Here is a 24,184-nt window from a genome sequence, read left to right on the forward strand (position 1 = left end):
AGGCGAGTTGTTTTTGACCCCGGCTGGACCGAGCACCGCAGGTTGCCCCGGAGCGAAGCGCAGGGGACGCAGCAACCAGGGTCGCCTTTTTTTGCTTACTTTTTTTGGCGAAGCAAAAAAAGTGAGTCGCATGCCGGGCGACCCCGGCCCCGGAACCCAAACCAACATCAGCGCCTAAACCAACAGAGAGCCTTCAACCTCCCAACCCCATCTGCGCGAGGACTGCCGCCCCCAGCAGTCCATCACTGCACCCCAAACTTTCAACCATTTCAAAATGGTTAAGCCCCTCAGCCACAAGCAAACGCACAGGCTTCCCGGCGGCAGCCACAGCCGCCGCAAAATCCCGCGACTGCCGCTGGAACTCAGGCGTCTCCAGCGTGCCGTACGCAACGACGAGCGGCGCGTTGAGCAACGCCAAGTGGCGCTGCGGACTCAGCGCCTCCTCGATCTCGTCGGTAAACCGCACATAGCTGCTGCGCGCCGAAAGCCGCGGCGGCTTCAGGTCAAAAATACCGCTGCAGCACAGGCCGCCCTTGATGAGGTCGGCGGGCAGGCCGAAGCGGCCGGCCCAGTCGGTGGTCAGCATCACGCCGGCCAGGTGGGCGCCTGAGGAGTGGCCCAGCACGCGGATGCGCTGGGGATTTCCGCCGAATCGCTGCGCGTTCTCATGCACCCAGGCCAGCGCGCGCCTGAGCTGTTCGGCCATGGGCGCCAGGCTGCCTTCCACGTCCTGCACCGCCGCGAAGTCGGGCACCACGAGATGGGCGCCGGCGGGCACCAGCACATCGGCGGGAAAGGCATAGTCGCGCGCACGGCCCGAGCGCCAGGCGCCGCCGTGGATAAAAACGGCGATCGGTGCATCGGGCGCGCGGGTGGGGTAAACATCCAGACCTTCGACGGCACTCTCGCCATAGGCAAAGCGCAGCGGCTCGCCCAGCGCGGCGCGCGTGGCTTCGCTGCGCACCCCATAACGCTGCAGCACCTCGGCGGCATTCGGTGCATAAGCGGCCTGGTTGTAGGCGGCGTCGAGTTCGGCCTGGTCCATGTCCAGCCAGACGGCGGGACCTTTCACTTCGCCAGGCCCAGCAAGGCGAGCTGCGCCTTGAACAGCGCGCTTGCCGGGTCCGCCCATTCGAGCACCGCGTCGAAGTGATGCCGCCCGGCCGGTGCGATGAACTGCGCCGGCGCGCCGCGCGCCGTCCACCACTCCGCCACCTCGCGGCTTTGGCGCAAATAGTCTTCTGTCTCGTTGCCGCCCACCGCCACCAGCAGCGGGCAGCGCGCCACGGCGCCGTGCCGCAGCAGCGACACCTCGGCCACCAGTTCGGGCGTGAGGTTCAGCTTTTCATTGCGAAAGGACAGGCGCACGGGCTCGAGGTCGCCCAGGCCGCTCATGAAACACGCGCTTTTGACGAGGTCCACCGGCGCGCCGAATTCGCGCGCCCAGTCGGTCATCAAGACCTGGCCGACGAGGTTGGCGCCCGAGGAGTGCCCGGCGATGTGGATGCGCGACGGGTCGCCGCCGTGCAGCGCCACGTTGTGCCACAGCCAGTACAGCGCGCGGCGCACCTGCGCGCCCATTTCAGGCAGTGTGGCCTCGGGCACTAGCGTGAAATCCAGCGCGACGAACATCGCACCGGCACCCACGTAAGCGGGCGCGGCAAAGGCGCTGTCGTCCTTGGAGAGCGCGCGCCAGTCGCCGCCGTGCAGGAACACCAGCACAGGCGACGGGCCGCGCGCGCCTGGCACGGGGAAAATATCCAGCCGGTCGTCGTCGCCCAGGCCGTAGGCGATGTTTTCCATGCAGGCCAGCGAGGCCTTGGCCGCCGCGCTTCGCTCGGCGTACTCGCGCAGGTAGACCGTCACGTCGGGTACGGTGCCGCGGCTGTTGTACTGGCGGTCGAGTTCGGCCTGGCTGTAGCCACGCCAGACGGGTGTGGTGCTCAAAACTATTCGACCTTGGCGCCGGAGATCTTCACGGCGCGCGCGTTGCGCACGCTGTCGGCCACCAGGAAGGCGGCGAACTCTTCCGGGGTGCTGGCCACCAGGTCATAGGACTTGGCGACGATTTCCTTTTGCACGAACTCCGGGTCTTTCAGGATGCGCGTGACTTCGGCATGCAGCTTCATCACGATGTCGCGCGGCGTGCCGGCGGGCGCGAACAGGCCGAACCAGGCGTTGGAAGGCACGTCCGGAAATCCCGATTCGGTGAAGGTCGGCACGTCGGGCAGCAGCGGCATGCGCGTCTTGCCGCCCACGGCCAGCGCCTTGAGCTTGCCGGCCTTGATGAAAGCCTGCGACGAGGCCGCGCCCGAAAACGTCAGCTGCACCTCGCCGGCCAGCGCGGCGGGCACGGCCTGCGGAATGCCTTTGTAGGGCACGTGCACGATGTCGATGCCAGCCTGGGCTTTGAGCGTTTCCATCGCCAGGTGCGGCTGGCTGCCGCTGCCGTAAGACGCGTAATTGAGCTTGCCGGGGTTGGCCTTGGCGTAGGCGATCAACTCCTTGAGGTTGCTGGCCGGCACGGCCGGGTTGGCCAGCAGCAACTGGTTGAGCAGCACCAGCTGCGTGATGGGCGCGAAGTCCTTCACCGGGTCGTAAGGCAGCTTGGCGTACAGGTGCTGGTTGATGGTCATGGTCGAGTCGGTGGTGACCATCAGCGTGTAGCCGTCCGCCGGCGCCTTGGCGACAAAGTCGGCCGCCAGGATGGTGCCGGCGCCGGGCTTGTTGTCGACCAGCACGGGCTGGCCCAGGCTGCGGCCCAGGCGCTCGCCGATCACGCGCGAGATCACGTCGATGCCGCCGCCGGCCGGGTAGGGCACGACGATGCGTATCGGCCGTGAGGGGTAGCCTTGCGCCAGCGCAGGCGCGGCGCCCACGGCGCTGAAAGCCAGCAGCAATGCTGCCAGGGAAGTCTTGAACACGGTCATGCGGTCGCTCCAGAGAAACAAGGCTTGTGCGCCTTCGCGGGCCGATGCATTGCCGGCCCGTCGCGATAAAACCATCCCCCTGCATTGACTGCAACCTGTCGCAACTTCCGCGCCAGCGCAACACACATTTCACAATTTAATTATTCATGGTTCAAGTAAATTGTCAATGCGGGACTGCACGGCTTGCCGCCCGCGCCTAAACTCTTCGCAGACACAACACGGAACCGGAACCGCACTTGGCCGAATCGACACCCCATTCACCGCACACCCCGCGCGCCGTCTGGGCCATGCTGTTCGCGCTGACCACGGCCGTTGCGTTGAGCCAGGCCTTTCGCACGGTGGCCGCCATCAAGGCCGCGCCCTTGCAGTCCGACTTCCATTTGACGGCACAGGCCTTGGGCCTGTTCGCCGGCGCCTTCCACTTTCCCTTCGGCGCGATGCAGCTCTTCATGGGCATAGGCATAGACCTGCACGGCGTGCGGCGCACCGTGCTGGCGGCGTTCCCGCTGGCCGTCGCGGGCTCGGCGATCTCGGCGCTGGCGGGCAGCTACGGCATGCTGGTGGCCGGCCAGGTGCTGATCGGCATGGGCTGCGCGCCGGCCTTCCTGGTGTGCACGGTGTTCATAGCGCGCCACTTTCCCACCGGCCGCTTCGCCGCCGTGTCGGGCCTGACGCTGGGCCTGGGCGGCCTGGGCATGCTGCTGACCGGCACGCCGCTGGCCTGGCTGATCGAGGCCACGTCGTGGCGCATGGGCTTCTGGGTGCTGGGCGGGCTGGCGGCTGTGGCCTGGCTGCTGATCTTCATCTTTGTGCACGAGCCGGCCATACCGGCGCAGCCCAAAGAATCGGTGCGCGAGGCCTTTGCCAAATTCGGCGCGCTGCTCACCTTGCCTTACACCTGGGGCATCCTGATCATGTCGGCCGTCGGTTATGCGTCCTTCATCTCGCTGCGCGGCCTCTGGCTCGGGCCGCTGCTGATGCAGCGCCACGATTTTTCACTGGTGCAAAGCGGCAACGTCGCGCTGGTGATGTCGGTGGCCTCGCTGTTCGGCGCGCCGCTCTTCGGCCGGCTCGATCCCGGCCCCGCCAGCCGCCGCCGCTGGATCACCGGGCTGACCTGGCTGCTGGCCGTTTTGTTCGCCGCCTTTGCCTTCACGCACAGCACGCTGGTCGACGTGATCGGGCCCGTGGTGATAGGCCTGCTCTCGGGTTACCTGGTGCTGCAGTACGCCGACGTGCGCGCGGCCTACCCCACAGCGCTGACGGGCCGCGCGATGGCTGTCTTCACCATGGCGATGTTCCTGGGCGTGGCCGGCATGCAGTGGTTCACCGGGCTGATTGCCTCACTGGCCGCGCAGCGCGGCCTTGAGCCTTTCACCGCGGTGCTGGCCGGCATCGCGGCGCTGCTGGCGCTGGGCGCCACGGCCTACCGGCTGCTGCCGGCGCCGCCGCGTCCGTCCTCTCTTTAATCAGCCACCGTCACCACGTTGTTCGCAAACGTGATGCTGTCCGCCGCATCCGGTACTGCCTTGATGGGCGGCACGTTGGCCGGTGTGATCGGGTTGGCCACGGTACCGGCCTGGCCGCGCGGCACGGTGCGCACCACCTGGCTGCCGGGCAGCGGCGCGCCGGTCTTCAGGTGGGCGTACATCATGTCCATGGCCTGGATGAAATAGCGGTGCAGCGGAACCAGCCGCGCGCCGTAACCCGGAAGGCCCAGGAAGGCGTCAAAGTGCTGGGCATTGGTGACCTCGATGTAGGACAGCTTGCTGGCCCCGCCTTCCACCATCTTGTTGAGGCCGAAGTAGGGCCGCGAAGTCAGCGCGACCGGCACCAGCGTGTCGGAGCGGCCGTGCACGATGAGCGCCGGCTTGCCCTGCAGCCTGGCGGTGCGCAGCGCGGGCAGTATGCCCTCGCGCACGCGCAGCGCGGCCGGGCCGTTGCCGGCCACCAGCGCACGCAGGCACAGCGCGCCGGCGCTGTTGTAGTCCTGCACATTGCCGGCCGACAGCGAGGCCGCATCCAGCAGCGGGCCGCCCACACTCGCGTTGTTGACGATGTTGACGCCCGCCGTGGGCGGCACGCCGTTGCCGGTGCCGAAAGATGTCGCCAGCGCCGCGGCGGATGCGGGCACCGGCACGTTGGGCACGGGCGCGGTGGCCGGGGCCGTGGCGGCGAAGCTGTAGCCGCACAGGTTGTCCTGCACACCGAAACGGCCGTAGGCATTGGCATAGGTCAGCGCCACCGGCAGCGTGGCGAAGGAGTAGTGCGAGGCCTGCAGGTCGTTGCTTTCGGACTGCCAGCCCGCGGCCTGCAGTACGCCCATGGCGCTGGCGGCCTGCTCGGCCGGGGTGTTGCCGCCGACCAGGCCCTGGGCCTTGAGCGCGGCGCAGCGGTTCGCGGCGATGGCCGGGTTGATGGTGTTGAAGACATTGGTGGCGGGCGATGCCAGCGCCGCGCAGGGCTGCAGCAGGTTGGCCAGCGTGATGTAGTCGTACAGCGGCCTGCCGGTGCCGGCCAGCGTGGTATTGCCGCGCCGCACGCTGAGCCGCGCGTCGGGCACCAGCTGGATCTGCGGCTCGGCCACGGCCACGCCGCTGATCAGGCCCTGCGTGTCAAGCTCGGCCGCGGCCAGCGCCGCGCCGGCGCCGTTGGAGACGCTGGAGGCGATCACGATGGTGTTGGACGGGTTCAGCGTCTTCAGGCGCGTGCTGCCGTCGCGTGAGGGCGCGCCGTAGCGTTCGTTCAGCACAAAGTAGGCGAACTCCACCGCCTGCAGCGTGAAGCGGCCCCAGTCCTTTTCTGAATTCTGCTGCGAGTGCGCGTGCTTCACGGCAAAGCGGTTCGGCGTGGCCGCGTTGAAGGCCGCGCGGTCGGCCGGGCTCAAGGCCGCCGTGAAGTTGGAAACCACGCCGGCTGCCGCGGCATCGGCGCGCAGGCCGTTCTGCAGGTTCACCGTGTTGTTCTGCAGGTCGTGCATGCCGCTGCCGGTGCCCTTGTCGGTATAGGCCACGGCGCAGCCGTTTTTCAGGCCCCATTCGCCCGAGGAGCCTATGGCGCCGTAAATGCCGCGCGAGCCGCTGGAGGTGCCGGTGACGATGCAGGCGGCGGCCGGGTTGAAGCTCGCGGGCACCTGCACCATCAGGGTGACGTTGTGCCGGCCGCTGCCGTCGTCCGAATAAGCGATGAACTCGGTGCCGGCGATCTTGCCTTCGCCGGCGGTGATGACGCCGCGCGCATCGACGTTCGGCCCGTACAGCGTGCCGTAGCCGCCGGCGGGCGAGATGTCGAGGATGGCGCGGTAGTTGTTGTAGATCGCGATGCGCCGCAGCTCGGCCGCCGTCGGGTTCAGGGGGTCGACAGGCTGCGGCGCGGCGCCGCCCAGGCCGGTCTTGCCCAGGCCTGCGGTCAGCAGGTCGTCATTGCCGCCGTCGTAAGCGCCCACGCTGATGGGGCCCAGGTAAGCCGGTTTGATGTTTTTGGGTTCGCCCGCGCCGCTGCCGCAGCCGGCGAGCAATGCGGCCGCCGTGAGCAGGCCCAGGCCTGTGGTGATGGTGTGTTTCATGTCGTCCTCCGTGAATGGTGTCGCGCTTGCTGGTGCGCGCTCCATCATCGTCGGGTCAAGGGCGGCCGTCTATGCGCTTTCGCGCTTTGAGATGTAAGGGTTTTGCCAGGGCCGACGGCCCTCATCCCCGCCTTCTCCCAGAGGGAGAAGGAGTAAACCCGGGAGCCGTGCCAGTTGACCCAGCTCTCCCCGATTCAGTCCCCTCTCCCTCTGGGAGAGGGTTAGGGTGAGGGCCGGCGGCCTTGCAATCCGCCGCGAAATATCAAGTGCCGGCAGCCCTCATCCCCGCCTTCTCCCAGAGGGAGAAGGGGCAAGACTTTCGGCTTGCTCACACCGCCTCCGCCCTTACCGGCCTTTTGAACAGCTTGTGCACCAGCGCGCGCATCCACTGGTGGGCCGGGTCCTTGTCGGTGCTGCTGTGCCAGACCAGGCGCACCTCATAGGCCGGCGCGCCGGGGATGCCCCAGACCCGGCAGTCGTAGCGCTGGCGCAGGTTGCGCGCGTACATCTCGGGCACGATGGACAGCAGGTCCGTTGTCAGCGCCAGGTCGGGCAGGGCGCCGAAATGGCGCGCCCGCAGCACGATGCGGTCGTCCAGCTTCATGCGCACCAGCATCTGCTCGACGCTGCCGTGAAAGGTCGCCGTGGGCGAGGCCACCACAAAGGCCGCCTGGGCCAGCTGCTGCGCGGTCAGCGTGCGGCCGCTGCGGCCCGAGGCCGGCCGCCATTGCGGCGAGGCCACCGCCACATAGTTCTCGCGGAACAGCAGCTCGGTGCGTATGCCGCGGTGTTTGGGCTGCAGGATGCCGATGGCGAGGTCGATCTCGCGCGCCTCCAGCGCCGCCGCCACCTCATTGGCCGCCACCGAGATGTTGGACAGCCGCGCGCCCGGCGCCTGGCTGCGCAGCGCGCCCGCCAGGCCCGGCAGGAACAGCATCTCGCCCAGGTCGGACAGCGAGAGCTGCCAATGCATGTCGCTGTGCGCGGGCTCGAAGTCCTCATGGCCGGTGACCACTGTCTCCAGCGCCAGCAGCTGGGCCAGCACGGCAGGCGCCAGCTGCTCGCACAGGCGCGTGGGCTTCAAGCCCGAGGGCGCGCGCACAAACAGCTCGTCTTCAAAGTAGTCGCGCAGGCGCGACAGCGCATTGCTGGTGGCCGGCTGCGACAGCGACAGCGCCTTGCCGGCCAGCGTGACCGAGCCGGTGCGGTGGATGGCCGCGAGCACGCGCAAAAGATTGAGGTCCAGCTGGCGGAAGTTCATGGGTTTGTCTCCGGGGACGGGGCTTTTCAAAAGCCTCAGGGTTGTTACTGATTATTCACCAAACGGATGTGCTCTATCAGAAAAATCCATTTGCCGTATGCGATGCGCCTGCGTAAATTGCCTGAATAACGAGCCGAAGCCCATGCCAAGGCGCCCACGAGAGACAACACGATGACATCCAGACTGCAAACCGGCGCCCCACGCCATGGCTGAGCGTTCCTTTACACAGGAAGTTGAAAAACTGCGCCTGGGCGAGGGCGACGAATTCCGCGGCGAAGGCATCCTGGCAGTGACCAAGGCGCTGCTGCAGGCCGGCGTGTCTTACGTGGCCGGCTACCAGGGCGCGCCGATTTCGCACCTGATGGACGTGCTGACCGACGCCAACGACATCCTGCTGGAGCTCGGCGTGCACTTCGAGCACAGCGCCTCCGAGGCCACGGCCACCGCCACGCTGGCCGCCTCCGTCAACTACCCGCTGCGCGGCGCCGTCACCTTCAAGTCCACCGTCGGCACCAATGTCGCATCCGACGCCCTGGCCAACCTGGCCTCGGGCGGCGTCATAGGCGGTGCGATGCTGATCGTCGGCGAGGACTACGGCGAAGGCTCCAGCATCATGCAGGAGCGCTCGCACGCCTTCGCGATGAAGTCCCAGGTCTGGCTGATAGACCCGCGGCCCAACCTCGAAAGCATTGTTCGCGCGGTCGAGATGGGCTTCGAGCTGTCCGAAGCCAGCCGCACGCCGGTGATGCTGGAGCTGCGCATACGCGCCTGCCACGTGCACGGCCGCTTCACCACCAAGGCCAACAAGCGGCCGTCCTTCACGCTCAAAGACGCCATCGAAAACCCGCAGCGCGACACCAGCCGCGTGGTGCTGCCGCCGGCCAGCTACGCGCAGGAACAGGAAAAAATCACCGACCGCTGGCCCGCCGCCGTCAGGTTCATCCAGGAGCGCGGCTTCAACGAATTTTTCGCCGAGGGCGCAAAAGACTTCGGCATCGTCATGCAGGGCGGCCTCTACAACAGCGTGCTGCGCTCGCTGGAAATGCTGGGCCTGGCCGACGCCTTCGGCCAGTCGCAGGTGCCGCTGTATGTGCTCAACATCACCTACCCGCTGATCGACGACGAGTTCAAGCGCTTTTGCCTCGGCAAGCGCGGCATCCTGCTGGTCGAGGAAGGCCAGCCCGATTTCATCGAGCAAAGCCTCAACTCCCTGCTGCGCAAGGCCGACGTGCAGACCAAGGTGCACGGCAAGGACGTGCTGCCCATGGCCGGCGAATACACGGGCGGCGTGGTGCTCAAGGGCGTGGCGCGCTTCATCGAGATCTATGCGCCCGAGCTGCTCGAAGGCCGCGAGCTGCCGGCCGCCGCGCAAAAAGCCTCCACCGGCCTGGCCGTGATGGAAGGCAACCCCAAGGCCTTCGCCATCAAGGCCGCGTCCGACGAGGTGCAGGGCCGGCCGCCCTCGTTCTGCACCGGCTGCCCCGAGCGCCCCATCTTCACCGCGATGAAGCTGCTGGAGCGCGAGCTCGGCAAGCACCACATCAGCTGCGACATCGGCTGCCACCTGTTTTCGGTGCTGCCGCCCTTCAACATAGGCGCGACCACCATGGGCTACGGCCTGGGCTGGGCCGGCGCCTCGGCCTTCAACACGCCCGAGACGCAAAAGCGCACCATCGCCATGATGGGCGACGGCGGTTTCTGGCACAACGGCCTGACCAGCGGCGTGGGCAATGCGGTCTTCAACCAGACCGACAACCTGCTGCTGGTCGTCGACAACGGCTACTCGGCCGCCACCGGCGGGCAGGACGTGCTGTCGTCGAAAGCCGCCAACGCCATCCGCAGCACCAACAACCCGATTGAAAAAGCCGTGCGCGGCGTCGGCGTGAAGTGGGCGAAGACGGTCACCAACACCTACAGCCTCACGCAGATGCGCGACGTGCTGCGCGAGGCCCTCACGACAAAAGAGAAGGGCCCCAAGGTCATCGTCGCGCAAAGCGAATGCCAGCTCAACCGCCAGCGCCGCATCAAGCCGCAGATCAAAAAGCGCATCGCCGGCGGCGAGCGCGTGGTGCGCGAGCGCTTCGGCATAGACCCCGACACCTGCACCGGCGACCATTCCTGCATACGCCTGTCGGGCTGCCCCTCGCTGACCATCAAGCCGAATCCGGACCCGCTGCGCCGCGACCCGATTGCCACCGTGATCGACAGCTGCGTGGGCTGCGGCCTGTGCGGCGAGGTCGCGCATGCGGCCGTGCTGTGCCCATCGTTCTACCGCGCCGAAATCATCAACAACCCGACCGGCTGGGACCGCTTCAAGCTCAGCTTGCGCACCAGGGTGATCGGCTGGCTGCAAAACCGCATCGAACGCCGCCTGGAAGGAATCGCCGCATGAGCGCCGTTCTTGAGAAGATCACGCCCGTCGCGGCACCAGCCATCCCCGCCAAACATGGCATCACGATTGCGATTCTCGCCATGGGCGGCGAGGGCGGCGGCGTGCTGGCCGACTGGCTGGTGGACCTGGCCGAGCAGAACGGCTATTACGCGCAGACCACCTCGGTGCCCGGCGTCGCGCAACGCACCGGCGCCACCGTGTACTACCTCGAGATGTTTCCCGAAACCGCCACACCCGCCGGCCGCATGCCGGTGATGGCACTCAGCCCCATTCCCGGCGACGTGGACGTGGTGATCGCCTCCGAACTCATGGAAGCCGGCCGCGCGCTGCAGCGCGGCCTGGTCACGGCCGATCGCACCACATTCGTTGCATCGACCCACCGCGTGTATTCGATGACCGAGCGCACCGCCATGGGCGACGGCCGCGTCAGCGCCGAAAAATTGCTGGCCGGCGGCCGGGCCGCGGCCAGACAATTCATCACCGCCGACTTCGCGCAACTGGCCGAGGCCACCGGCAGCCTGATCAGCCCCGCGCTCTACGGCGCGCTGGCCGCCACCGGCCGCCTGCCGTTTACCCGCGCGCAGTTCGAGTCCACCATCTCGCGCGGCGGCGTGGGCGTGAGTTCCAGCCTCAAGGCCTTTGCCGCCGGTTTTGATGCGGCGGCAAAAGCACTGGCCGCCCCGCCCCCGGTGGCCTTCGCCGTACCCGCCGTGCCGGTGCCGCCCACAGGCCCCAAGCTCGCCATGCTCAGCGCGCGCATACACAAACACTTCGCGCCCGCCACCCATGCGACGCTGACGGCCGGCATCCTGCGCCTGGCCGACTACCAGGACGTGGACTACGCCGCGCGCTACCTGGACCTGCTCAAGCCGCTGGAAAACACATTGCCCGCCGACACCGCGCTGGCCGCCGAACTGATGGACGAGACCGCGCGCCACCTGGCGCTGTGGATGTCGTATGAAGACACGGTGCGCGTGGCCGACCTCAAGACCCGGCGCTCGCGCTTCAGCCGCGTGGGCGGCGAAGTCAAGCTGGCCGCCGCGCAGCACCTGGGCATCCACGAGTTTTTGCACCCGCGCATCGAGGAGATCGCCGACACCCTGCCCGCCAACCTGGGCCGCTGGCTGCTGGCCACGCGCTGGGCGCGCGCCTGCGTAGCACCCTTCACGCGCAAAGGCCGCGTGGTGCAGACCAGTTCGATACGCGGTTACCTGCTGCTTTACGCGATTGCATCCCTGCGCCCCCTGCGGCCGAAGTCGCTGCGCTTTGAGGTCGAACACCAGCGCATCGCCGACTGGCTGGCGACCATCGCGCGCCTCACGCCCATCCAGCCCGCGCTGGCCCTGGAAGTCGCGCGCGCGCAGCGCCTGGTCAAGGGCTACGGCGACACGCATGCGCGCGGCTGGGGCAACTTCCAGAAGATCATGGCCGCCATGCCGCAGCTGCGCGCCATGCCGCAAGGCCCGGCCCAGCTCAAGGCCCTGGTGCAGGCCGCGCTGGCCGACGACAGCGGGCAGGCACTCGAAAAATTACTGGCGGCCACGGTGTAAGCCGCATTGACGCGACCCCGCCGCGCACCGATCATCGATTCCAACCATAAGGAGACAACACCCATGAAACGCCCCACGACGAAAGCCCTCAAGCCCACGCTGGCCTTGTTGCTGATAGCCGGTTTTTCCGCCGGCGCGCTCGCGCAGGAAGTCACGCTGCGCCTGGTCAGCGCCTTTGCCGAGAACGGCATCTACGTGCAGCGCCTGCAACCGTGGATCACCAAGGTCAACGCCGAAGGCAAGGGCGTGCTGCAAATCAACTTCCTGGGCGGCCCCAAGGCCATCCCGACCTTCGAGGCCGGCAACGCGGTGAAGACCGGCGTGGTCGACATGGCGCTGAACACCGGCGCCTTCTACACCAACGTCATGCCCGAGGCCGACTTCCTCAAGCTCACGCAGATCCCGGTGGCCGAGCAGCGCAAGAACGGCGCCTTCGACGCGATCAACAAGGTCTGGAACGAGAAGGGCAACATGCAGTACCTGGCCCGCATGGTGGAGAACCAGCCCTTTCACATCTACACCAACAAGAAGATCGACAAGCCCGACCTGACCGGCCAGAAGATCCGCATCACGCCGGTCTACCGCGACTTCTTCCAGGCGCTCAATGCCAACGTCATCACCACGCCGCCCGGCGAGGTCTACACCGCACTCGAGCGCGGCGTGGTCGACGGCTACGGCTGGCCGATTGGCGGCATCTTCGACCTGAACTGGCAGGAAAAAACCAAATTCCGCGTGGACCCGGGCTTTTACGATGCCGAGGTCTCGCTGATCATGAACCTGCCGGCCTACAAAAAGCTCACCGACGCACAGCGCAACTATTTGCAAAAGCAGTTGCTCGCGCTGGAAGCCGAGAACACCTTCTGGGCCAAGTACACGACGGATGAAACCGCGCGCCAGGAAAAAGCCGGCATCCAGACCATCAAGTTCGACGCCGCCACTTCCAAGGCCTTCCGCGACAAGGCCTATGACATCGGCTGGGCCGGCGCCGTCAAACAAAGCCCCGAGATCGCGCCGCGCTTCAAAGCCCTGTTCTCGAAGTAAGCCGTGACAGACCGGCTCTCCAACGCCTACGGCCGCTTCCTGGCGGGCCTGTCCCTGCTGGGCTGCGCCATCCTGCTGGCCATGATGCTCATCATCGTGGCCGACGTGGCCCTGCGCAACCTGGCCATCCCCGGCCTGCCGCAAGGCCTGGCGTGGAGCAATGAAATCTCCGAGCTCATGCTCTACCTGATCACCATGTGCGTGGCGCCCTGGCTGCTGCGCCAGGGCCAGCACATCCGCGTCGACATCGTGCTGCAGGCGCTGCCGCCGCAGCTCGCCTGGTATTTCGAGTGGATAGGCGACCTCATAGGCCTGGCCTGCTGCGTGGTGATCGCCTGGTACGGCACGCAGGCGGCCTGGTCCAGCTATGTGTCGGGCGCGGTCAACATCAAAACTTTGGTCACACCCGAATGGTGGGCGCTGGCGCCATTGCCTTTCGTGTTTGTGCTGCTGGCCATTGAAATGATTTTTCGCATGATGCGGCTGCAGCGCGGTGTGCGCGGCCCGCGCCATGACGCGGTGAGCGCGGCATGAGCTCCTGGGGCATAGCCGCGTGGCTGATGCTGGGCGGGTCCACGGTATTGCTGTTCATCGGCATGCCGGTGGCGCTGACTTTTATCGCGATCAACATCGTCGGCGCCTGGCTGTACATGGGCGGCGAGCCCGGCCTGGCTCAGCTCGCGCGCAGCAGCGTGAGTTCGGTCACGGCGTTTTCGCTCACGCCGATTCCGCTGTTTGTGCTGATGGGCGAGATCCTCTTCCACACCGGCCTGGCGCTCAAGGTGATCGAGGGCGTGGAGCGCCTGATCAAGCGCGTGCCCGGGCGGCTGGCCGTGGTGGCCGTCGTCGCCGGCACGGTGTTCTCGGCGATCTCGGGCTCGACGATTGCCACCACCGCCATGCTGGGCTCGCTGATGCTGCCCGTGATGCTCTCGCGCGGCTACCACCCGACGATTGCCGCCGGCCCCATCATGGCCATAGGCGCGGTCGACATGCTGATCCCGCCCTCGGCGCTCACGGTGTTGCTGGGCTCGCTCTCGGGCATCTCGATTTCCAAGCTGCTGATAGGCGGCGTGCTGCCCGGCGTCATCCTCTCCATCGCCTTCGTGCTGTGGATTGTCTTGCGCGTCAGCATCAGCCCGGAACTGGCCCCGGCCGACAAGGAAGGCGAGGTGCAGCACCGCGGCTGGGCGCGCTGGAGTTTGTTCTTCGGCTACGTGCTGCCCACGCTGTCCATCTTCGGCGTGGTGGTGGGCGCGCTGGCCGCCGGCTGGGCCACGCCCACCGAATGCGCGGCCCTGGGCGCCTTCGCCACCATGCTGCTGGCGCTGTGCTACCGCGTGCTGACGGTGGAGGCGGTGCTCAAAGCGCTCAAGGGCACGGCCGGCATCTCGGGCATGATTCTGTTCATCATCCTGGGCGCCACCACCTTCGCGCAAATCCTCTCGTTCTCGGGCGCCAGCAGCGGCCTGGTGCAGTACATCACCGGCCAGGGCCTCTCCACCAACATGATCGTCGTCGGCATGATGCTGATGCTGATCTTCCTGGGTATTTTTGTCGACCAGGTCAGCATGATGATGATCACGCTGCCCATCTTCATGCCCGTGGTGCAGGCGCTCGGCATAGACCCGATCTGGTTCGGCGTGATGTTCCTGATCTGCATGCAGCTGGGCCTGCTGCTGCCGCCGCACGGCCTGCTGCTGATGACCATGCGCGGCGTGGCGCCGCCTTCCGTCAGCATGGCCCACATCTTCATGGCCGTCATTCCTTATGTGGTGATGAGCCTCATCCTGCTGGCCGCCGTGTTCTGGATTCCGGCCATCGCCACCTGGCTGCCCCGGCTGATCGGCTAGCCGCCACCGCAAGCACCCCGGAGAACTTCCATGCAGCTGGTCCGCTTCGCCGACACCGAGATCCAGACGCGCGGCGTCAACCACCGCGTGGGCACCTTCCGTTTCAAGGACCTGGGCGAAGGCCAGGCCGGCACGGCCGGCAATTTCTTTTTGCGCCTGGTCTGGTCGCAGACGGATTTTTTCTCGCCGCGCCACCTGCACAACTTCGACCAGGTGCGCGTGCAGCTCAAGGGCGAGTTCGACTTCGCAAGCGACGGCGTGATGAAGCCGGGCGCGGTGGCCTACTTCCCCGAAGGCACGCCTTACGGCCCGCAGACCTCGCAGGATGAAACCCTGCAGCTCGTCATGCAGATAGGCGGGCCCAGCGGCGCCGGGTATATGTCGGAAGCGCAGCGCGTGGCCGCGGTCGATGCGCTCGCCAAAGTCGGCCGCTTCAGCGAAGGCCGTTACTTCGCGCCGGGCGACAGCGGCAGCACCGGCGTCGACAGCCTGCAGGCCGCCTGGGAATACGCGCTGGGCCAGAAGATGGCCTACCCGCCGCAGCGCTTCCAGAAGCCGGTGCTGATGAACCCCGACGCCATCGCCTGGCGCGCGCGCGGCGCCGGCGTGGAGCGGCGCCAGGTCTGGGACTTCGGCCGCCAGGCCGTCGCGCTGGAGCAATACCGGCTGGCCGCCGGCGCAGCATTGCCGCTCAAGGGCCCTCTGTCCTGCTTTGTCGAGCAGGGCGGCGGCCTGGCCAAAAACCAGGCCCTGGAATCCGCATTTGAATCTCTGGATGCATTGCATCTGAAGCAAGGGGAGGCGGTGACGCTGACAGCGAAGGAGCCAACGCAGTTCCTCGTGTTCGTGCACCCGGTGTTCGACGCAAGCCCGTGACAGGGCCATAAGGACAAGGGGCACCAGCCCCGGCTCATGCAGGCGCGTGCAGACAGATGCCGCGCATCCACCCCAACAGCAAGGAGACAAGACCATGCGCATCGCCCATTCCACCACCACCCCCTGGGGCCCCGAACGTTCCACGCGCGGCGGCGTCATCCGCTTCAAGACCCTGCTCGAAGGCCGCGAAGGCCGGCCCGACAACTACCAGCTGCTGCTGGCCGACACCGACCCGAGCTTCAAGTCGCCGCGCCACCGCCACAACTTCGACCAGGTGCGCTTCGCGCTCACGGGCGCGACCAACATAGGCCCCAGGCGCAACCTCGAGGCCGGCGACCTGGCCTACTTCCCCGAGGGCACCTACTACGGCCCGCAGGACCAGGAAGAAGTCGGCAAGCAGAGCCTCACCATGGTGATCCAGTTCGGCGGGCCTTCCGGCAACGGCTACATGAGCATGGGCCAGCACGACGAGAACGCGCGGCAGATGCGCGACCAGGGCGACTTCGAGGGCGGCATCTACAAGCGCCACAGCCCCGCCGCCGACGGCCGCAAGAACCAGGACGCCTACGAGGCCATCTGGGAGCACCACAGCGGCCGGCCGATTGAATACCAGCGGCCGCGCTTCATGGACGCTATTCATTTCCGCGAGCCCCACTTCGAATGGCTGCCGCTGGCCGGCAACCCCGGCGTGGCCGCCAAGGACATCGGCAGCTTCACCGAAAAAGGCGTGAAGGTGTCTTTCGTGCAGCTCAAGCCCGGCGCCAGCCACACGCTGCCCGCGCAGCCGCAGCAGCAATTGCTGTTTGTGCGCAGCGGCACCGGCCAGTTCGGCAACAAGGCCGGCGAGTGGATGGAGCACACCGCCGTCGACATCAGCCCCGGCGAAGCCGTCGCCATGACGGCCACCACCTTGACCGAAGCCATGGTGCTGGTCTTCCCGCGTGTTTAAGGAGACAGCCATGCACACCCCATCGATGTCCCTTCAGCGCCGCTCCCTGCTCGCAACCGTCGCCGCGCTGGCCTGCCTGGGGACGGCCATCCACGCCGGCGCGCAGACCGGGCCCTACCCCAACAAGCCGGTGCAGTTGCTGGTCGCCAGCGCGCCCGGCGGCGGCACCGACGCCATAGGCCGCGTGCTGGCCGACGCGCTGACTGCCTCGCTCAAGCAGCCCTTTGTCGTCGTGAACCGCGCGGGCGCCAGCGGCAGCATAGGCTCGGAAATGCTGGTGCGCGCGCCGGCCGACGGCTACACCCTGCTGGTGCTGCAGAACGGCCACACGGTGAATCCGGCCACCATGAAGAAGCTGCCCTACGACACCTTCAACGATTTCACGCCGATTGCCACCCTGGGCCGCTCGCCGCTGGTGCTGGTGGGCGGCGCGCAGTCGGGCGTCAAGACCTTCAAGGACCTCACCGAGCTCGGCAAGCGCACGCCCACCAGCATGTCCTTCGGCTCGGCCGAGGCCTCGACGCGGCTGGCCACCGAGATGCTGGCCGGCGCCACCGGCCTGCCCATGGTGCCCGTCAGCTACAAGGGAACCGGCCCGGCCATGACCGACGTCGCCGGCGGCCACGTCAACTTCAGCGTCACCACGATTGCCTCCACCCTGCCCATGCGCGGCTCCGGCAAGGTCAACTACATCGCGGTGCTGTCGCCGCAGCGCACGACGTTTTTGCCCGAGGTGCCCACGCTGGCCGAGCAGGGCTTTCCCAACATCGAGGCCAGCGGCTGGTGGGGCGTGCTGGGCCCGGCCAACATGCCCAAACCCCTGGTGCAAAAACTCAACGCCGCCATCCAGGCCGCGCTGGGCGACGCGGAAGTCAAAAAACGCCTGGCCAACCTCTCGATAGAACCCTGGTCGGCCACGCCCGAGGAGTTCGACAAGTTCATCCGCCGCGAGGTGGACCTGAACATCAAGCTGGCGAAGAAGGCGGGGATTGAGCCGGAGTGAGGGGGACTTACTCCCTCCCCCGCTGGGGGAGGGAGTTAAAGAGGGGTCTTGGTCCCCTCTCCCTCCGGGAGAGGGTTAGGGTGAGGGCCGGCGGCCGTCAATCACCCACCAGCCCCTACTTCGCGTCGCTATAAACCGTCGCCCGCGACACCCCCATATGCGCCGCCGCGATCTCCGCGCCGCGGCGTATCTCCAGGTAGCCGGCCTTCTTCAAATCCTGCACCAGCTGCTTGCGGTCAGCCGGCCGCAGCGAACGCGAAGTCGTCGCGCGCGCCGCGGCGAAGTCGTCTATGCACTGGTGGATGCGGCCGGCGTTGGCCGCGTCCAGCGTCTCCGTCACGGCGCTGCTTTCAATCGCGGTGAACTGCGACATCGCGGCCTGGAAGCCGTTGAACAGCGTGAGGTCCACGTTCAGGCAAATCGCCGCGACGTATTCGCCGGCCTCGTTGCGTATGCCCACCGAGGTGCTTTTCACCTTGCGGCCGTCGGCGAACTGGTTGGCGTAGTTGGCGATCACCGCCGGGTAGTCGGGGTCCTGGATGCGCGCCAGGCCCAGCTCGGTCGCGGGCTGGCCCACGCGGCGGCCGCTCAAATTGTTTTCGATCGAGAGGATGGCGTTCTTCGGGTGCGTCAGGTCGTGCACCACCACCTCGCAAAACGGCGCAAAGGTCTTGCCCAGGCCTTCGGCGATGTTCTTCAGTTCGGCGAGCAGGTGCCTGTTCGACAGCCTGGTCGCCGGCTTGGCGGCTGGCTTGGTCAAGGTCTTGGGCATAGCGGTGGTTTCGGAATTCAGACAAATTGTCCAGTCACCCATCGTATCGCAGTGTCGGGAGCTGGAGGCCGGCTGGCCCTCATCCCCACCTTCTCCCGAGGGGAGAAGGAGTCAACCCCAGGCGCGCTCAGCCCTTGGCGCGCGGGCGCGGCGCCTGCACGTAAGCGCCCGACTCGAACAGGTTCGCCTCCGACTCGTCAATGCGCTTGACCACGGTCTTGCCGGCGCGGCTGGCCAGCATTTCGACCAGGCCTTCGGTCACGGCCATCGCGGCCGTCACTGACGGGAAGAACGACGGGCTGTGGATGGCGAACAGAATGGTTTCGTCGGCCAGCAGCGAGATCGGCGAGGCCGCGCTGTCGGTGATGGCGATCAGGGCGCAGCCCGCCGCCTTGGCCGCTTGGGCGGCCTGCACCGCTTCGCGCGAATAGGGCGTGAAGCTGATCACCACCAGCGCGTCGCCCTTGCCCAGCGCGCGCAGCTGCATCTCCAGCGAGCCGCCCTGGCCGTCGACCAGGTGCACCGTGTTGCGGAACAGCCGGTACACATAGGTCAGCGAAAACGCCACGGGAAAGCAGGCGCGGAAACCCGCGGCGTGCACGGCCTGGGCTTTTTCCAGGATGGCGCACACACGCTGCAGCGTGCCTTCGTTGAGGCGTTCGGTGGCTTCCAGGTTCAGCCGGTGCACCTTGAACATCTCGCTGACCAGGGTCTGGTCTTTGGCCCTGCCCACCAGGGTCCTGGCGCGCTCGCCGTACTGCTCGGGCCCCAGGCCCATTTCGGAGGCCAGCGCCTGTTTCAGCTCCGGCCAGCCCTTGAAGCCGAAGTTCTGGGCAAAGCGCACCAGGGTGGGCGGCTTGGTGGCCGAGCGCTGCGCCACCGTGCGCATGGACACGGTGACCACGTCGTTGGGCCGGTCCAGCACGAACTTCGCGACCTCCTGCAGGGCCGGGCTGAGCCCGGCGAATTGCTCGCGGATGACTTCTCTGATTCCCATGCTTGTCTCTTTTTGCCTTGGTCTGTGGATGCGGTTGGGCCTGGAACAAATGTACCGGGTTTGGAAAAAAACATCACAAATCTGCGCTCAACCCCCTTGACGGAACATTTGTTCCAACAAATAATCCGATCAAACATTAGTTCCAGGCTTTGTTCCAGGCCTTGTTCCAGCCCCCTTCAAGCTTTTCCCCAACACCGGCCCGCCGGAAGAATTCCATGACACACGTTTTCCACCGCCACCTGCGCTCCGTCCCTCCCGTCGCCGTGTCCGCCAAAGGCATGCTGATACGCGACGAGCCCGGCAAGGAATACCTGGACGCTTCGGGCGGCGCCGCCGTGTCCTCGCTGGGCCACGGCCACCCCGACGTGCTCGCCGCCATGCATGCGCAGATCGACAAAATCGCCTACGCCCACAGCGCCTTCTTCACCACCGACGCGGCCGAGGAACTGGCCGACACCCTGATCGCCGGCGCGCCCGAAGGCATGAGCCATGTCTACCTGGTCAGCGGCGGCTCCGAGGCCATGGAGGCGGCGCTGAAGATGGCGCGCCAGTACTTCGTGGAAATCGGCCAGCCGCAGCGCAGCCACTTCATCGCGCGCCGCCAGAGCTACCACGGCAACACCCTGGGCGCGCTGGCCGTGGGCGGCAATGCATGGCGCCGCGCGCCCTTCGCGCCGCTGCTGGTGCCGGCCACCCATGTGGCGCCCTGCTACCCCTACCGCGAAAAACACGCCGGCGAGAGCGACGCGCAGTACGGCCTGCGCCTGGCCGCCGAACTTGAGGCCGCCATCCTCGCGCAGGGCGCCGACCGCGTGATCGCCTTTGTCGCCGAAACCGTGGGCGGCGCCACCGCCGGCGTGCTGGTGCCGGTGCCCGGCTACTTCCGCGCGGTGCGCGAGGTCTGCGACCGCTACGGCGTGCTGCTGATCCTGGACGAGGTGATGTGCGGCATGGGCCGCACCGGCACGCTGTACGCGAGCGAGCAGGAAGGCATCGTTCCCGACATCGTCGCCATCGCCAAGGGCCTGGGCGGCGGCTACCAGCCGGTGGGCGCGGTGCTGGCACAGCGCAAGATCGTCGACGCCATGTCGCGCGGCAGCGGCTTCTTCCAGCACGGCCACACCTACCTGGGCCACCCCGTGGCCTGCGCGGCGGCGCTGGCGGTGCAGCGCGTGATCCAGCGGGACGGCCTGCTGGACAAGGTCAAGTCAGGCGGCGAAGCCTTCGGCAGCCTGCTGCGGGAAACCTTTGGCGCGCACCCTCACGCCGGCGACATACGCGGCCGCGGTTTCTTCTGGGGCATTGAACTGGTGAAAGACCGCGACAGCAAGACGCCCTTCGACCCGAAGCTGCAGCTGCACGCGCGGATCAAAAAAACCGCCATGGCCAATGGCCTGCTGTGCTACCCCTTCGGCGGCACGGTCGACGGCCGCAGCGGCGACCACGTGCTGCTGGCGCCGCCCTACATCGCCACCGCGCAGGACCTGGGCCTGATCGCCGGGCGGCTGCGCGCCTCGCTGGACGAGGTGCTGGCCGCGCTGCCGGCCGGCCAGGCCGCCTGATCCCCCACCGCACCCTCCCCGTTTCACCTTGCTTCATTCACCTCTACCCAGGACCTTCCCATGCCACTTCACCTTCCTTCCAGACTGATGCGCGCCGTCATGGCCCTGAGCGCCCTGGCGGCGCTCACCGCCCTCGTCACGCCCGCCGCCCGCGCGCAGGACACCGGCACCCTGGCCAGGATCAAGGCCACCGGCGCCATCACCTACGGCTACCGCGAATCCTCCTTCGGCTTTTCCTACATCGACGGCGGCCCGCGCCCCGTCGGCTACAGCATAGACATCTGCAACCGCATCCTCGAGGCCGTCAAGACCGAGCTCAAGATGCTCAACATCGAGGTCAAGTACCAGGCCGTCACCTCGGCCAACCGCATGCCCCTGGTGCAGAACGGCACGGTCGACATCGAATGCGGCTCCACCACCAACCTGGTCGAGCGCCAGAAGCAGGTGGCGTTTTCGCCCGACATCTTCCGCTACAACGTGCGCACCCTGGTCAAGGCAAGTTCAAAGATCAACGGCATCGCCGACCTGCAGGGCAAGACCGTGGCCACCACCGCCGGCACCACCTCCTTTCGCCTGCTCAAGGAGGCCGACAAGGGCCAGCGCCTGGAAGTCACCAACATCCTGGGCCGCGACCACAGCGACTCCTTCCAGCTGGTGGTGACCGACCGCGCCCAGGCCTTTGTGCTGGACGACATCCTGCTGGCCGGCCAGATCGCCAACGCGCCCAACCCCCGCGACTACAAAATCGTCGGTGAAAGCCTGCGCACCGAAAACCAGTCGCTGATGTTCCGCAAGGACGACCCCCAGTTCAAGGCCCTGGTTGACCGGGTGGTGGGCAACATGATGAAATCCGGTGAGATGGAAATCCTCTACAAAAGGTGGTTCATGTCGCCCATCCCGCCCCGGGGCATCAACATCAACTACCCGCTGAACGCCGAGACCAGGGACGCCTTCAGGAACCCTTCGTCCAAAGGCATTTGACAACCATTTGACAAAGGAAAGCAAGACCGCCATGGCACGCATCGCCCTCATCCACGCACTGGTGCATTCCATGGCGCCCGTCAATGAAGCCTTCCAGCGGCTGTGGCCCGAAGCCAGGCTGGTGAACCTGCTGGACGACAGCCTCTCGCGCGACCTGGCCGAGGGCCGGGCCGGGCTCGACGAAACCATGCACCAGCGTTTTGAAACGCTGGCCCGCTACGCGGTGGAAGGCGGCGCGCAGGCGATTTTGTTCACCTGCTCGGCCTTCGGCCCCTGCATAGAGCGCGTGGCGCGCCAGCACCCCGGCATCCCGGTGCTCAAGCCCAACGAGGCCATGATCGAGGAAGCCGCCGGCCAGGCCGGACAGACAGGGCCCCTGGGCCTGATCGCCACCTTCGCCCCCACCCTGCAATCCATGCCGGCGGAGTTTCCGCCCGGCACCGAGTTGCGCACCGCACTGGCCGTGGGCGCGATGGAGGCGCTGAACGACGGTGACGCCGAAGTCCACGACACCATCATCGCCATCCACGCGCGCCGGCTCACGTGGGAGGGCTGCACGCGCGTCGCCCTGGCCCAGTTCAGCATGGCGCGCGCCCGCGCCGCGTGTGAAACCAGTACCGGCCTGCCCGTCTTCACCACGGTGGACAGCGCCGTGCGCAAGATGCGGGCGCTGCTGCCCGGCGCCTGATCCCGGGCCCTGGCGGCCCATCCCCTCGAATAATGCTGGCCTGCGGCCTGCCCTCCTGATAATCTTGCGGGTGTCTACTAAAGGACTACAAACGCACGCAACGGCCCGGTCTGGCCTGCGCGGCAACAACAACAACACATCCCTGGAGGGGAACCCATGTTTTCTTCAATCCAATCCCTTGCCGCCAGGCTTGCCCTGGGCGCGCTCCTCGTTTTCGCGGGCAGCCATGCCATGGCCGCCGGCTCCCTGGCCATAGACTCGCTGCAGGGCGAAAAATACGGCTTTTCCTTCAACCACCCCAGCATGGACCAGGCCGACGCGCGCTCCATGCGCGAGTGCGGCGCCGACTGCGCCGTGGTGCTGCGCTTTGCCGGCGAATGCGGCGCCTATGCCGCCGACCAGGCCAAGGGCTCCAACGCCTACGGCTGGGGCACCGGCAGCACCAGCTCCAACACGCAGGCGCGCGCCATGTCGGAATGCCGCGCCAAGGGCGGCTCCAGCTGCAAGGTGCGCGCCTGGGGTTGCGATGCCGTCAAGGCGTCCGCATCGGCACCGCAAGGCACGCCGCAGTACGACCAGGCCCGCCCGCAAGCCACACCGCACAACAACGGCACGCCGGCCGCCGCGGGTTTCCCGATGATGGGCGAATGGCTGGTCGATTACGTCTCCAGCACCGGCTACACCGCCAACGGCACGCTGCGCGTGACCCAGAGCCTGGGCGGCGGCGGCTTCCGCGGCGTGCTGGTGCTGGCCTTCGTCAACGGCGGCGAATCCAAGCAGGTGCAGCAGGACGCCATCATCACCGTGCAGGGCAACACCGTGACCCTCAATGCCAGCAACCCGGTCTACCTCAAGGGCAACGGCCGCTACAACGCCGACAACTTCACCCTGGCCATAGGCAGCAACAACCTGCTGCGCGGCGAGAATTCCGACTCCAAGGGCGCGGGCGGTGCCGTGGTGGTGAGCCGGAAGTAAGGGCTCCGCTTCCCTCTCGCTGTTCTTTCATTCCAGGATTTACTCCCTCTCCCTCTGGGAGAGGGCAGGGGTGAGGGCCAGCACGGCGCCTGCCTCTGGCTTCTTCTCTCCGACTCAACTCCCTCCCCCGCTGGGGGAGGGTTGGGGCAGGGGCCAGCGGCCTCAAACACCCGCCGCGCAACCTCAAGCGCCACCCCCCTTGAAATTTGAAGCCGGACTCCTACCTCCTGAACCCGGGGCGCCGGAGCCTGTGGGCCGGCGCCATTCATGATGTTCAACCTGAATGGAGGTAACCACCATGTTTCGATCCCTGTTTCCGAACGACGTGTTCGTGGAGATGGATCGCCTGCAACGCGAGATTCAGCAGGCGCTTGATCTGTCTCCGAATATCCGCGGCTTCGGCCGCGGCGGCTTTCCCGCCCTCAACATAGGCGGCACGCCGCAGACGGTGGAGGTCTATGCCTTCGCCCCCGGCCTGGACCCGGCGACGCTGGAGATAGACCTGGAGCGCGGCATGCTCACCATCGCCGGCGAGCGCCCGTCCGCCCTGCCCGAGCCCGGACGGCAGTCCGCGCTGCACATCAACGAGCGCTTCGCCGGCGCGTTCCGCCGCGTGATCAGCCTGCCCGACGATGCCGACCCCGACGCCGTCAGCGCCAGCGTCAAGGACGGCGTGGTCCACATCAGCATCCAGCGCCGCGCGGCCGCCCAGCCCCGCCGCATCACCATCCACTGACTGACACCGAAAGAAAGGAGACCCATCATGTTCGGCAGCAACAACAACCCGGC

The 24,184-nt window shown here is 67.0% G+C and carries 21 protein-coding genes; 14 read left to right on the forward strand and 7 right to left on the reverse strand.

Going from position 1 to position 24,184, the window contains the following annotated elements:
- Window positions 1-193: 193 nt before the first annotated feature.
- The 3 genes from ACLV74_RS18430 to ACLV74_RS18440 are packed head-to-tail and all read right to left on the reverse strand — an operon-like array spanning window position 194 to window position 3,005.
- Window positions 194-1,072, reverse strand: coding sequence for an alpha/beta hydrolase (locus ACLV74_RS18430; protein ID WP_411880862.1), 879 nt, complete (start codon window positions 1,070-1,072; stop codon window positions 194-196).
- The gene (locus ACLV74_RS18435) at window positions 1,069-1,947 is read right to left on the reverse strand and encodes an alpha/beta hydrolase (protein WP_411880863.1); all 879 of its coding nucleotides are present in this window, start codon (window positions 1,945-1,947) and stop codon (window positions 1,069-1,071) included. The genes ACLV74_RS18430 and ACLV74_RS18435 overlap by 4 nt, the downstream gene beginning before the upstream one ends.
- A gap of 2 nt (window positions 1,948-1,949) precedes the next feature.
- A complete protein-coding gene (locus ACLV74_RS18440) occupies window positions 1,950-3,005 on the reverse strand; it encodes a Bug family tripartite tricarboxylate transporter substrate binding protein (protein WP_411880864.1) in 1,056 nt (351 codons plus the stop codon).
- Between the two features lie 212 nt (window positions 3,006-3,217).
- Here ACLV74_RS18440 and ACLV74_RS18445 point away from each other — a divergent pair, with 212 nt between their 5' ends.
- On the forward strand, window positions 3,218-4,399 hold the full coding sequence (locus tag ACLV74_RS18445; protein ID WP_411880942.1) for an MFS transporter: 1,182 nt from the start codon (window positions 3,218-3,220) through the stop codon (window positions 4,397-4,399).
- Here ACLV74_RS18445 and ACLV74_RS18450 read toward each other — a convergent pair.
- Together ACLV74_RS18450 and ACLV74_RS18455 are read right to left on the reverse strand one after the other, a co-directional pair.
- Window positions 4,396-6,495 carry a D-(-)-3-hydroxybutyrate oligomer hydrolase gene (locus tag ACLV74_RS18450; RefSeq protein ID WP_411880865.1) on the reverse strand — a complete coding sequence of 700 codons (2,100 nt, stop codon included), beginning with the start codon at window positions 6,493-6,495 and terminating at the stop codon, window positions 4,396-4,398. The two genes, ACLV74_RS18445 and ACLV74_RS18450, sit on opposite strands and share 4 nt — an antisense overlap.
- 328 nt (window positions 6,496-6,823) lie before the next feature.
- Window positions 6,824-7,756, reverse strand: a complete 933-nt coding sequence (locus ACLV74_RS18455) for a LysR family transcriptional regulator (RefSeq protein WP_411880866.1) — start codon at window positions 7,754-7,756, stop codon at window positions 6,824-6,826.
- 205 nt (window positions 7,757-7,961) lie between these two features.
- Here ACLV74_RS18455 and ACLV74_RS18460 point away from each other — a divergent pair, with 205 nt between their 5' ends.
- The 8 genes from ACLV74_RS18460 (at window position 7,962) to ACLV74_RS18495 (ending at window position 17,420) form a co-directional block, all read left to right on the forward strand.
- Window positions 7,962-10,148: a thiamine pyrophosphate-dependent enzyme gene (locus ACLV74_RS18460; protein WP_411880867.1), complete on the forward strand. Its 2,187-nt coding sequence runs from the start codon at window positions 7,962-7,964 to the stop codon at window positions 10,146-10,148.
- Window positions 10,145-11,698 carry an indolepyruvate oxidoreductase subunit beta family protein gene (locus ACLV74_RS18465; RefSeq protein ID WP_411880868.1) on the forward strand — a complete coding sequence of 518 codons (1,554 nt, stop codon included), beginning with the start codon at window positions 10,145-10,147 and terminating at the stop codon, window positions 11,696-11,698. Before ACLV74_RS18460 ends, ACLV74_RS18465 begins: the two co-directional genes overlap by 4 nt.
- A 63-nt stretch (window positions 11,699-11,761) precedes the next feature.
- The gene (gene dctP / locus ACLV74_RS18470) at window positions 11,762-12,739 is read left to right on the forward strand and encodes a TRAP transporter substrate-binding protein DctP (protein ID WP_411880869.1); all 978 of its coding nucleotides are present in this window, start codon (window positions 11,762-11,764) and stop codon (window positions 12,737-12,739) included.
- Between the two features lie 3 nt (window positions 12,740-12,742).
- Entirely contained in the window at window positions 12,743-13,273 is a 531-nt protein-coding gene (locus ACLV74_RS18475; RefSeq protein WP_411880870.1) for a TRAP transporter small permease, read from the forward strand.
- A complete protein-coding gene (locus tag ACLV74_RS18480; protein WP_411880871.1) occupies window positions 13,270-14,592 on the forward strand; it encodes a TRAP transporter large permease in 1,323 nt (440 codons plus the stop codon). Before ACLV74_RS18475 ends, ACLV74_RS18480 begins: the two co-directional genes overlap by 4 nt.
- A gap of 30 nt (window positions 14,593-14,622) precedes the next feature.
- A complete protein-coding gene (locus ACLV74_RS18485) occupies window positions 14,623-15,468 on the forward strand; it encodes a hypothetical protein (RefSeq protein ID WP_411880872.1) in 846 nt (281 codons plus the stop codon).
- A gap of 94 nt (window positions 15,469-15,562) precedes the next feature.
- Entirely contained in the window at window positions 15,563-16,417 is an 855-nt protein-coding gene (locus ACLV74_RS18490) for a hypothetical protein (RefSeq protein ID WP_411880873.1), read from the forward strand.
- A 10-nt stretch (window positions 16,418-16,427) separates the two neighbouring features.
- Complete coding sequence (locus tag ACLV74_RS18495; RefSeq protein WP_411880874.1) at window positions 16,428-17,420, forward strand: Bug family tripartite tricarboxylate transporter substrate binding protein; 993 nt, start codon at window positions 16,428-16,430, stop codon at window positions 17,418-17,420.
- A gap of 115 nt (window positions 17,421-17,535) precedes the next feature.
- Here ACLV74_RS18495 and ACLV74_RS18500 read toward each other — a convergent pair whose 3' ends face one another.
- Window positions 17,536-18,192: a transcriptional regulator gene (locus ACLV74_RS18500; protein WP_411880875.1), complete on the reverse strand. Its 657-nt coding sequence runs from the start codon at window positions 18,190-18,192 to the stop codon at window positions 17,536-17,538.
- 127 nt (window positions 18,193-18,319) lie between these two features.
- A complete protein-coding gene (locus ACLV74_RS18505; RefSeq protein WP_411880876.1) occupies window positions 18,320-19,189 on the reverse strand; it encodes a MurR/RpiR family transcriptional regulator in 870 nt (289 codons plus the stop codon).
- 215 nt (window positions 19,190-19,404) lie between these two features.
- Between ACLV74_RS18505 and ACLV74_RS18510 the strand changes: the two genes are divergently transcribed.
- From ACLV74_RS18510 to ACLV74_RS18530, 5 genes are all read left to right on the forward strand, one after another.
- The gene (locus ACLV74_RS18510; RefSeq protein WP_411880877.1) at window positions 19,405-20,751 is read left to right on the forward strand and encodes an aspartate aminotransferase family protein; all 1,347 of its coding nucleotides are present in this window, start codon (window positions 19,405-19,407) and stop codon (window positions 20,749-20,751) included.
- A 60-nt stretch (window positions 20,752-20,811) separates the two neighbouring features.
- Window positions 20,812-21,732, forward strand: a complete 921-nt coding sequence (locus tag ACLV74_RS18515; RefSeq protein ID WP_411880878.1) for an amino acid ABC transporter substrate-binding protein — start codon at window positions 20,812-20,814, stop codon at window positions 21,730-21,732.
- 31 nt (window positions 21,733-21,763) lie between these two features.
- A complete protein-coding gene (locus ACLV74_RS18520) occupies window positions 21,764-22,420 on the forward strand; it encodes an aspartate/glutamate racemase family protein (protein WP_411880879.1) in 657 nt (218 codons plus the stop codon).
- Between the two features lie 156 nt (window positions 22,421-22,576).
- Window positions 22,577-23,395 (forward strand): DUF4189 domain-containing protein, encoded by an 819-nt coding sequence (locus ACLV74_RS18525; protein WP_411880880.1) that lies wholly within the window; start codon window positions 22,577-22,579, stop codon window positions 23,393-23,395.
- A gap of 298 nt (window positions 23,396-23,693) precedes the next feature.
- Window positions 23,694-24,131, forward strand: coding sequence for an Hsp20/alpha crystallin family protein (locus ACLV74_RS18530; RefSeq protein WP_411880881.1), 438 nt, complete (start codon window positions 23,694-23,696; stop codon window positions 24,129-24,131).
- Window positions 24,132-24,184 lie beyond the last annotated feature (53 nt).

The sequence above is a fragment of the Polaromonas sp. YR568 genome, from assembly GCF_943369415.1.
In the GTDB taxonomy this organism is placed as follows: Bacteria; Pseudomonadota; Gammaproteobacteria; order Burkholderiales; family Burkholderiaceae_C; genus Polaromonas.

Coding starts and splice junctions, on each gene's coding strand:
- ACLV74_RS18440 (WP_411880864.1), bottom strand. CDS start 3,005: ATGGTTTTATCGCGACGGGCCGGCAATGCATCGGCCCGCGAAGGCGCA.
- ACLV74_RS18445 (WP_411880942.1), top strand. CDS start 3,218: ATGCTGTTCGCGCTGACCACGGCCGTTGCGTTGAGCCAGGCCTTTCGC.
- ACLV74_RS18450 (WP_411880865.1), bottom strand. CDS start 6,495: ATGAAACACACCATCACCACAGGCCTGGGCCTGCTCACGGCGGCCGCA.
- ACLV74_RS18455 (WP_411880866.1), bottom strand. CDS start 7,756: ATGAACTTCCGCCAGCTGGACCTCAATCTTTTGCGCGTGCTCGCGGCC.
- ACLV74_RS18460 (WP_411880867.1), top strand. CDS start 7,962: ATGGCTGAGCGTTCCTTTACACAGGAAGTTGAAAAACTGCGCCTGGGC.
- ACLV74_RS18465 (WP_411880868.1), top strand. CDS start 10,145: ATGAGCGCCGTTCTTGAGAAGATCACGCCCGTCGCGGCACCAGCCATC.
- dctP (WP_411880869.1), top strand. CDS start 11,762: ATGAAACGCCCCACGACGAAAGCCCTCAAGCCCACGCTGGCCTTGTTG.
- ACLV74_RS18480 (WP_411880871.1), top strand. CDS start 13,270: ATGAGCTCCTGGGGCATAGCCGCGTGGCTGATGCTGGGCGGGTCCACG.
- ACLV74_RS18485 (WP_411880872.1), top strand. CDS start 14,623: ATGCAGCTGGTCCGCTTCGCCGACACCGAGATCCAGACGCGCGGCGTC.
- ACLV74_RS18490 (WP_411880873.1), top strand. CDS start 15,563: ATGCGCATCGCCCATTCCACCACCACCCCCTGGGGCCCCGAACGTTCC.
- ACLV74_RS18495 (WP_411880874.1), top strand. CDS start 16,428: ATGCACACCCCATCGATGTCCCTTCAGCGCCGCTCCCTGCTCGCAACC.
- ACLV74_RS18500 (WP_411880875.1), bottom strand. CDS start 18,192: ATGCCCAAGACCTTGACCAAGCCAGCCGCCAAGCCGGCGACCAGGCTG.
- ACLV74_RS18505 (WP_411880876.1), bottom strand. CDS start 19,189: ATGGGAATCAGAGAAGTCATCCGCGAGCAATTCGCCGGGCTCAGCCCG.
- ACLV74_RS18510 (WP_411880877.1), top strand. CDS start 19,405: ATGACACACGTTTTCCACCGCCACCTGCGCTCCGTCCCTCCCGTCGCC.
- ACLV74_RS18515 (WP_411880878.1), top strand. CDS start 20,812: ATGCCACTTCACCTTCCTTCCAGACTGATGCGCGCCGTCATGGCCCTG.
- ACLV74_RS18520 (WP_411880879.1), top strand. CDS start 21,764: ATGGCACGCATCGCCCTCATCCACGCACTGGTGCATTCCATGGCGCCC.
- ACLV74_RS18525 (WP_411880880.1), top strand. CDS start 22,577: ATGTTTTCTTCAATCCAATCCCTTGCCGCCAGGCTTGCCCTGGGCGCG.
- ACLV74_RS18530 (WP_411880881.1), top strand. CDS start 23,694: ATGTTTCGATCCCTGTTTCCGAACGACGTGTTCGTGGAGATGGATCGC.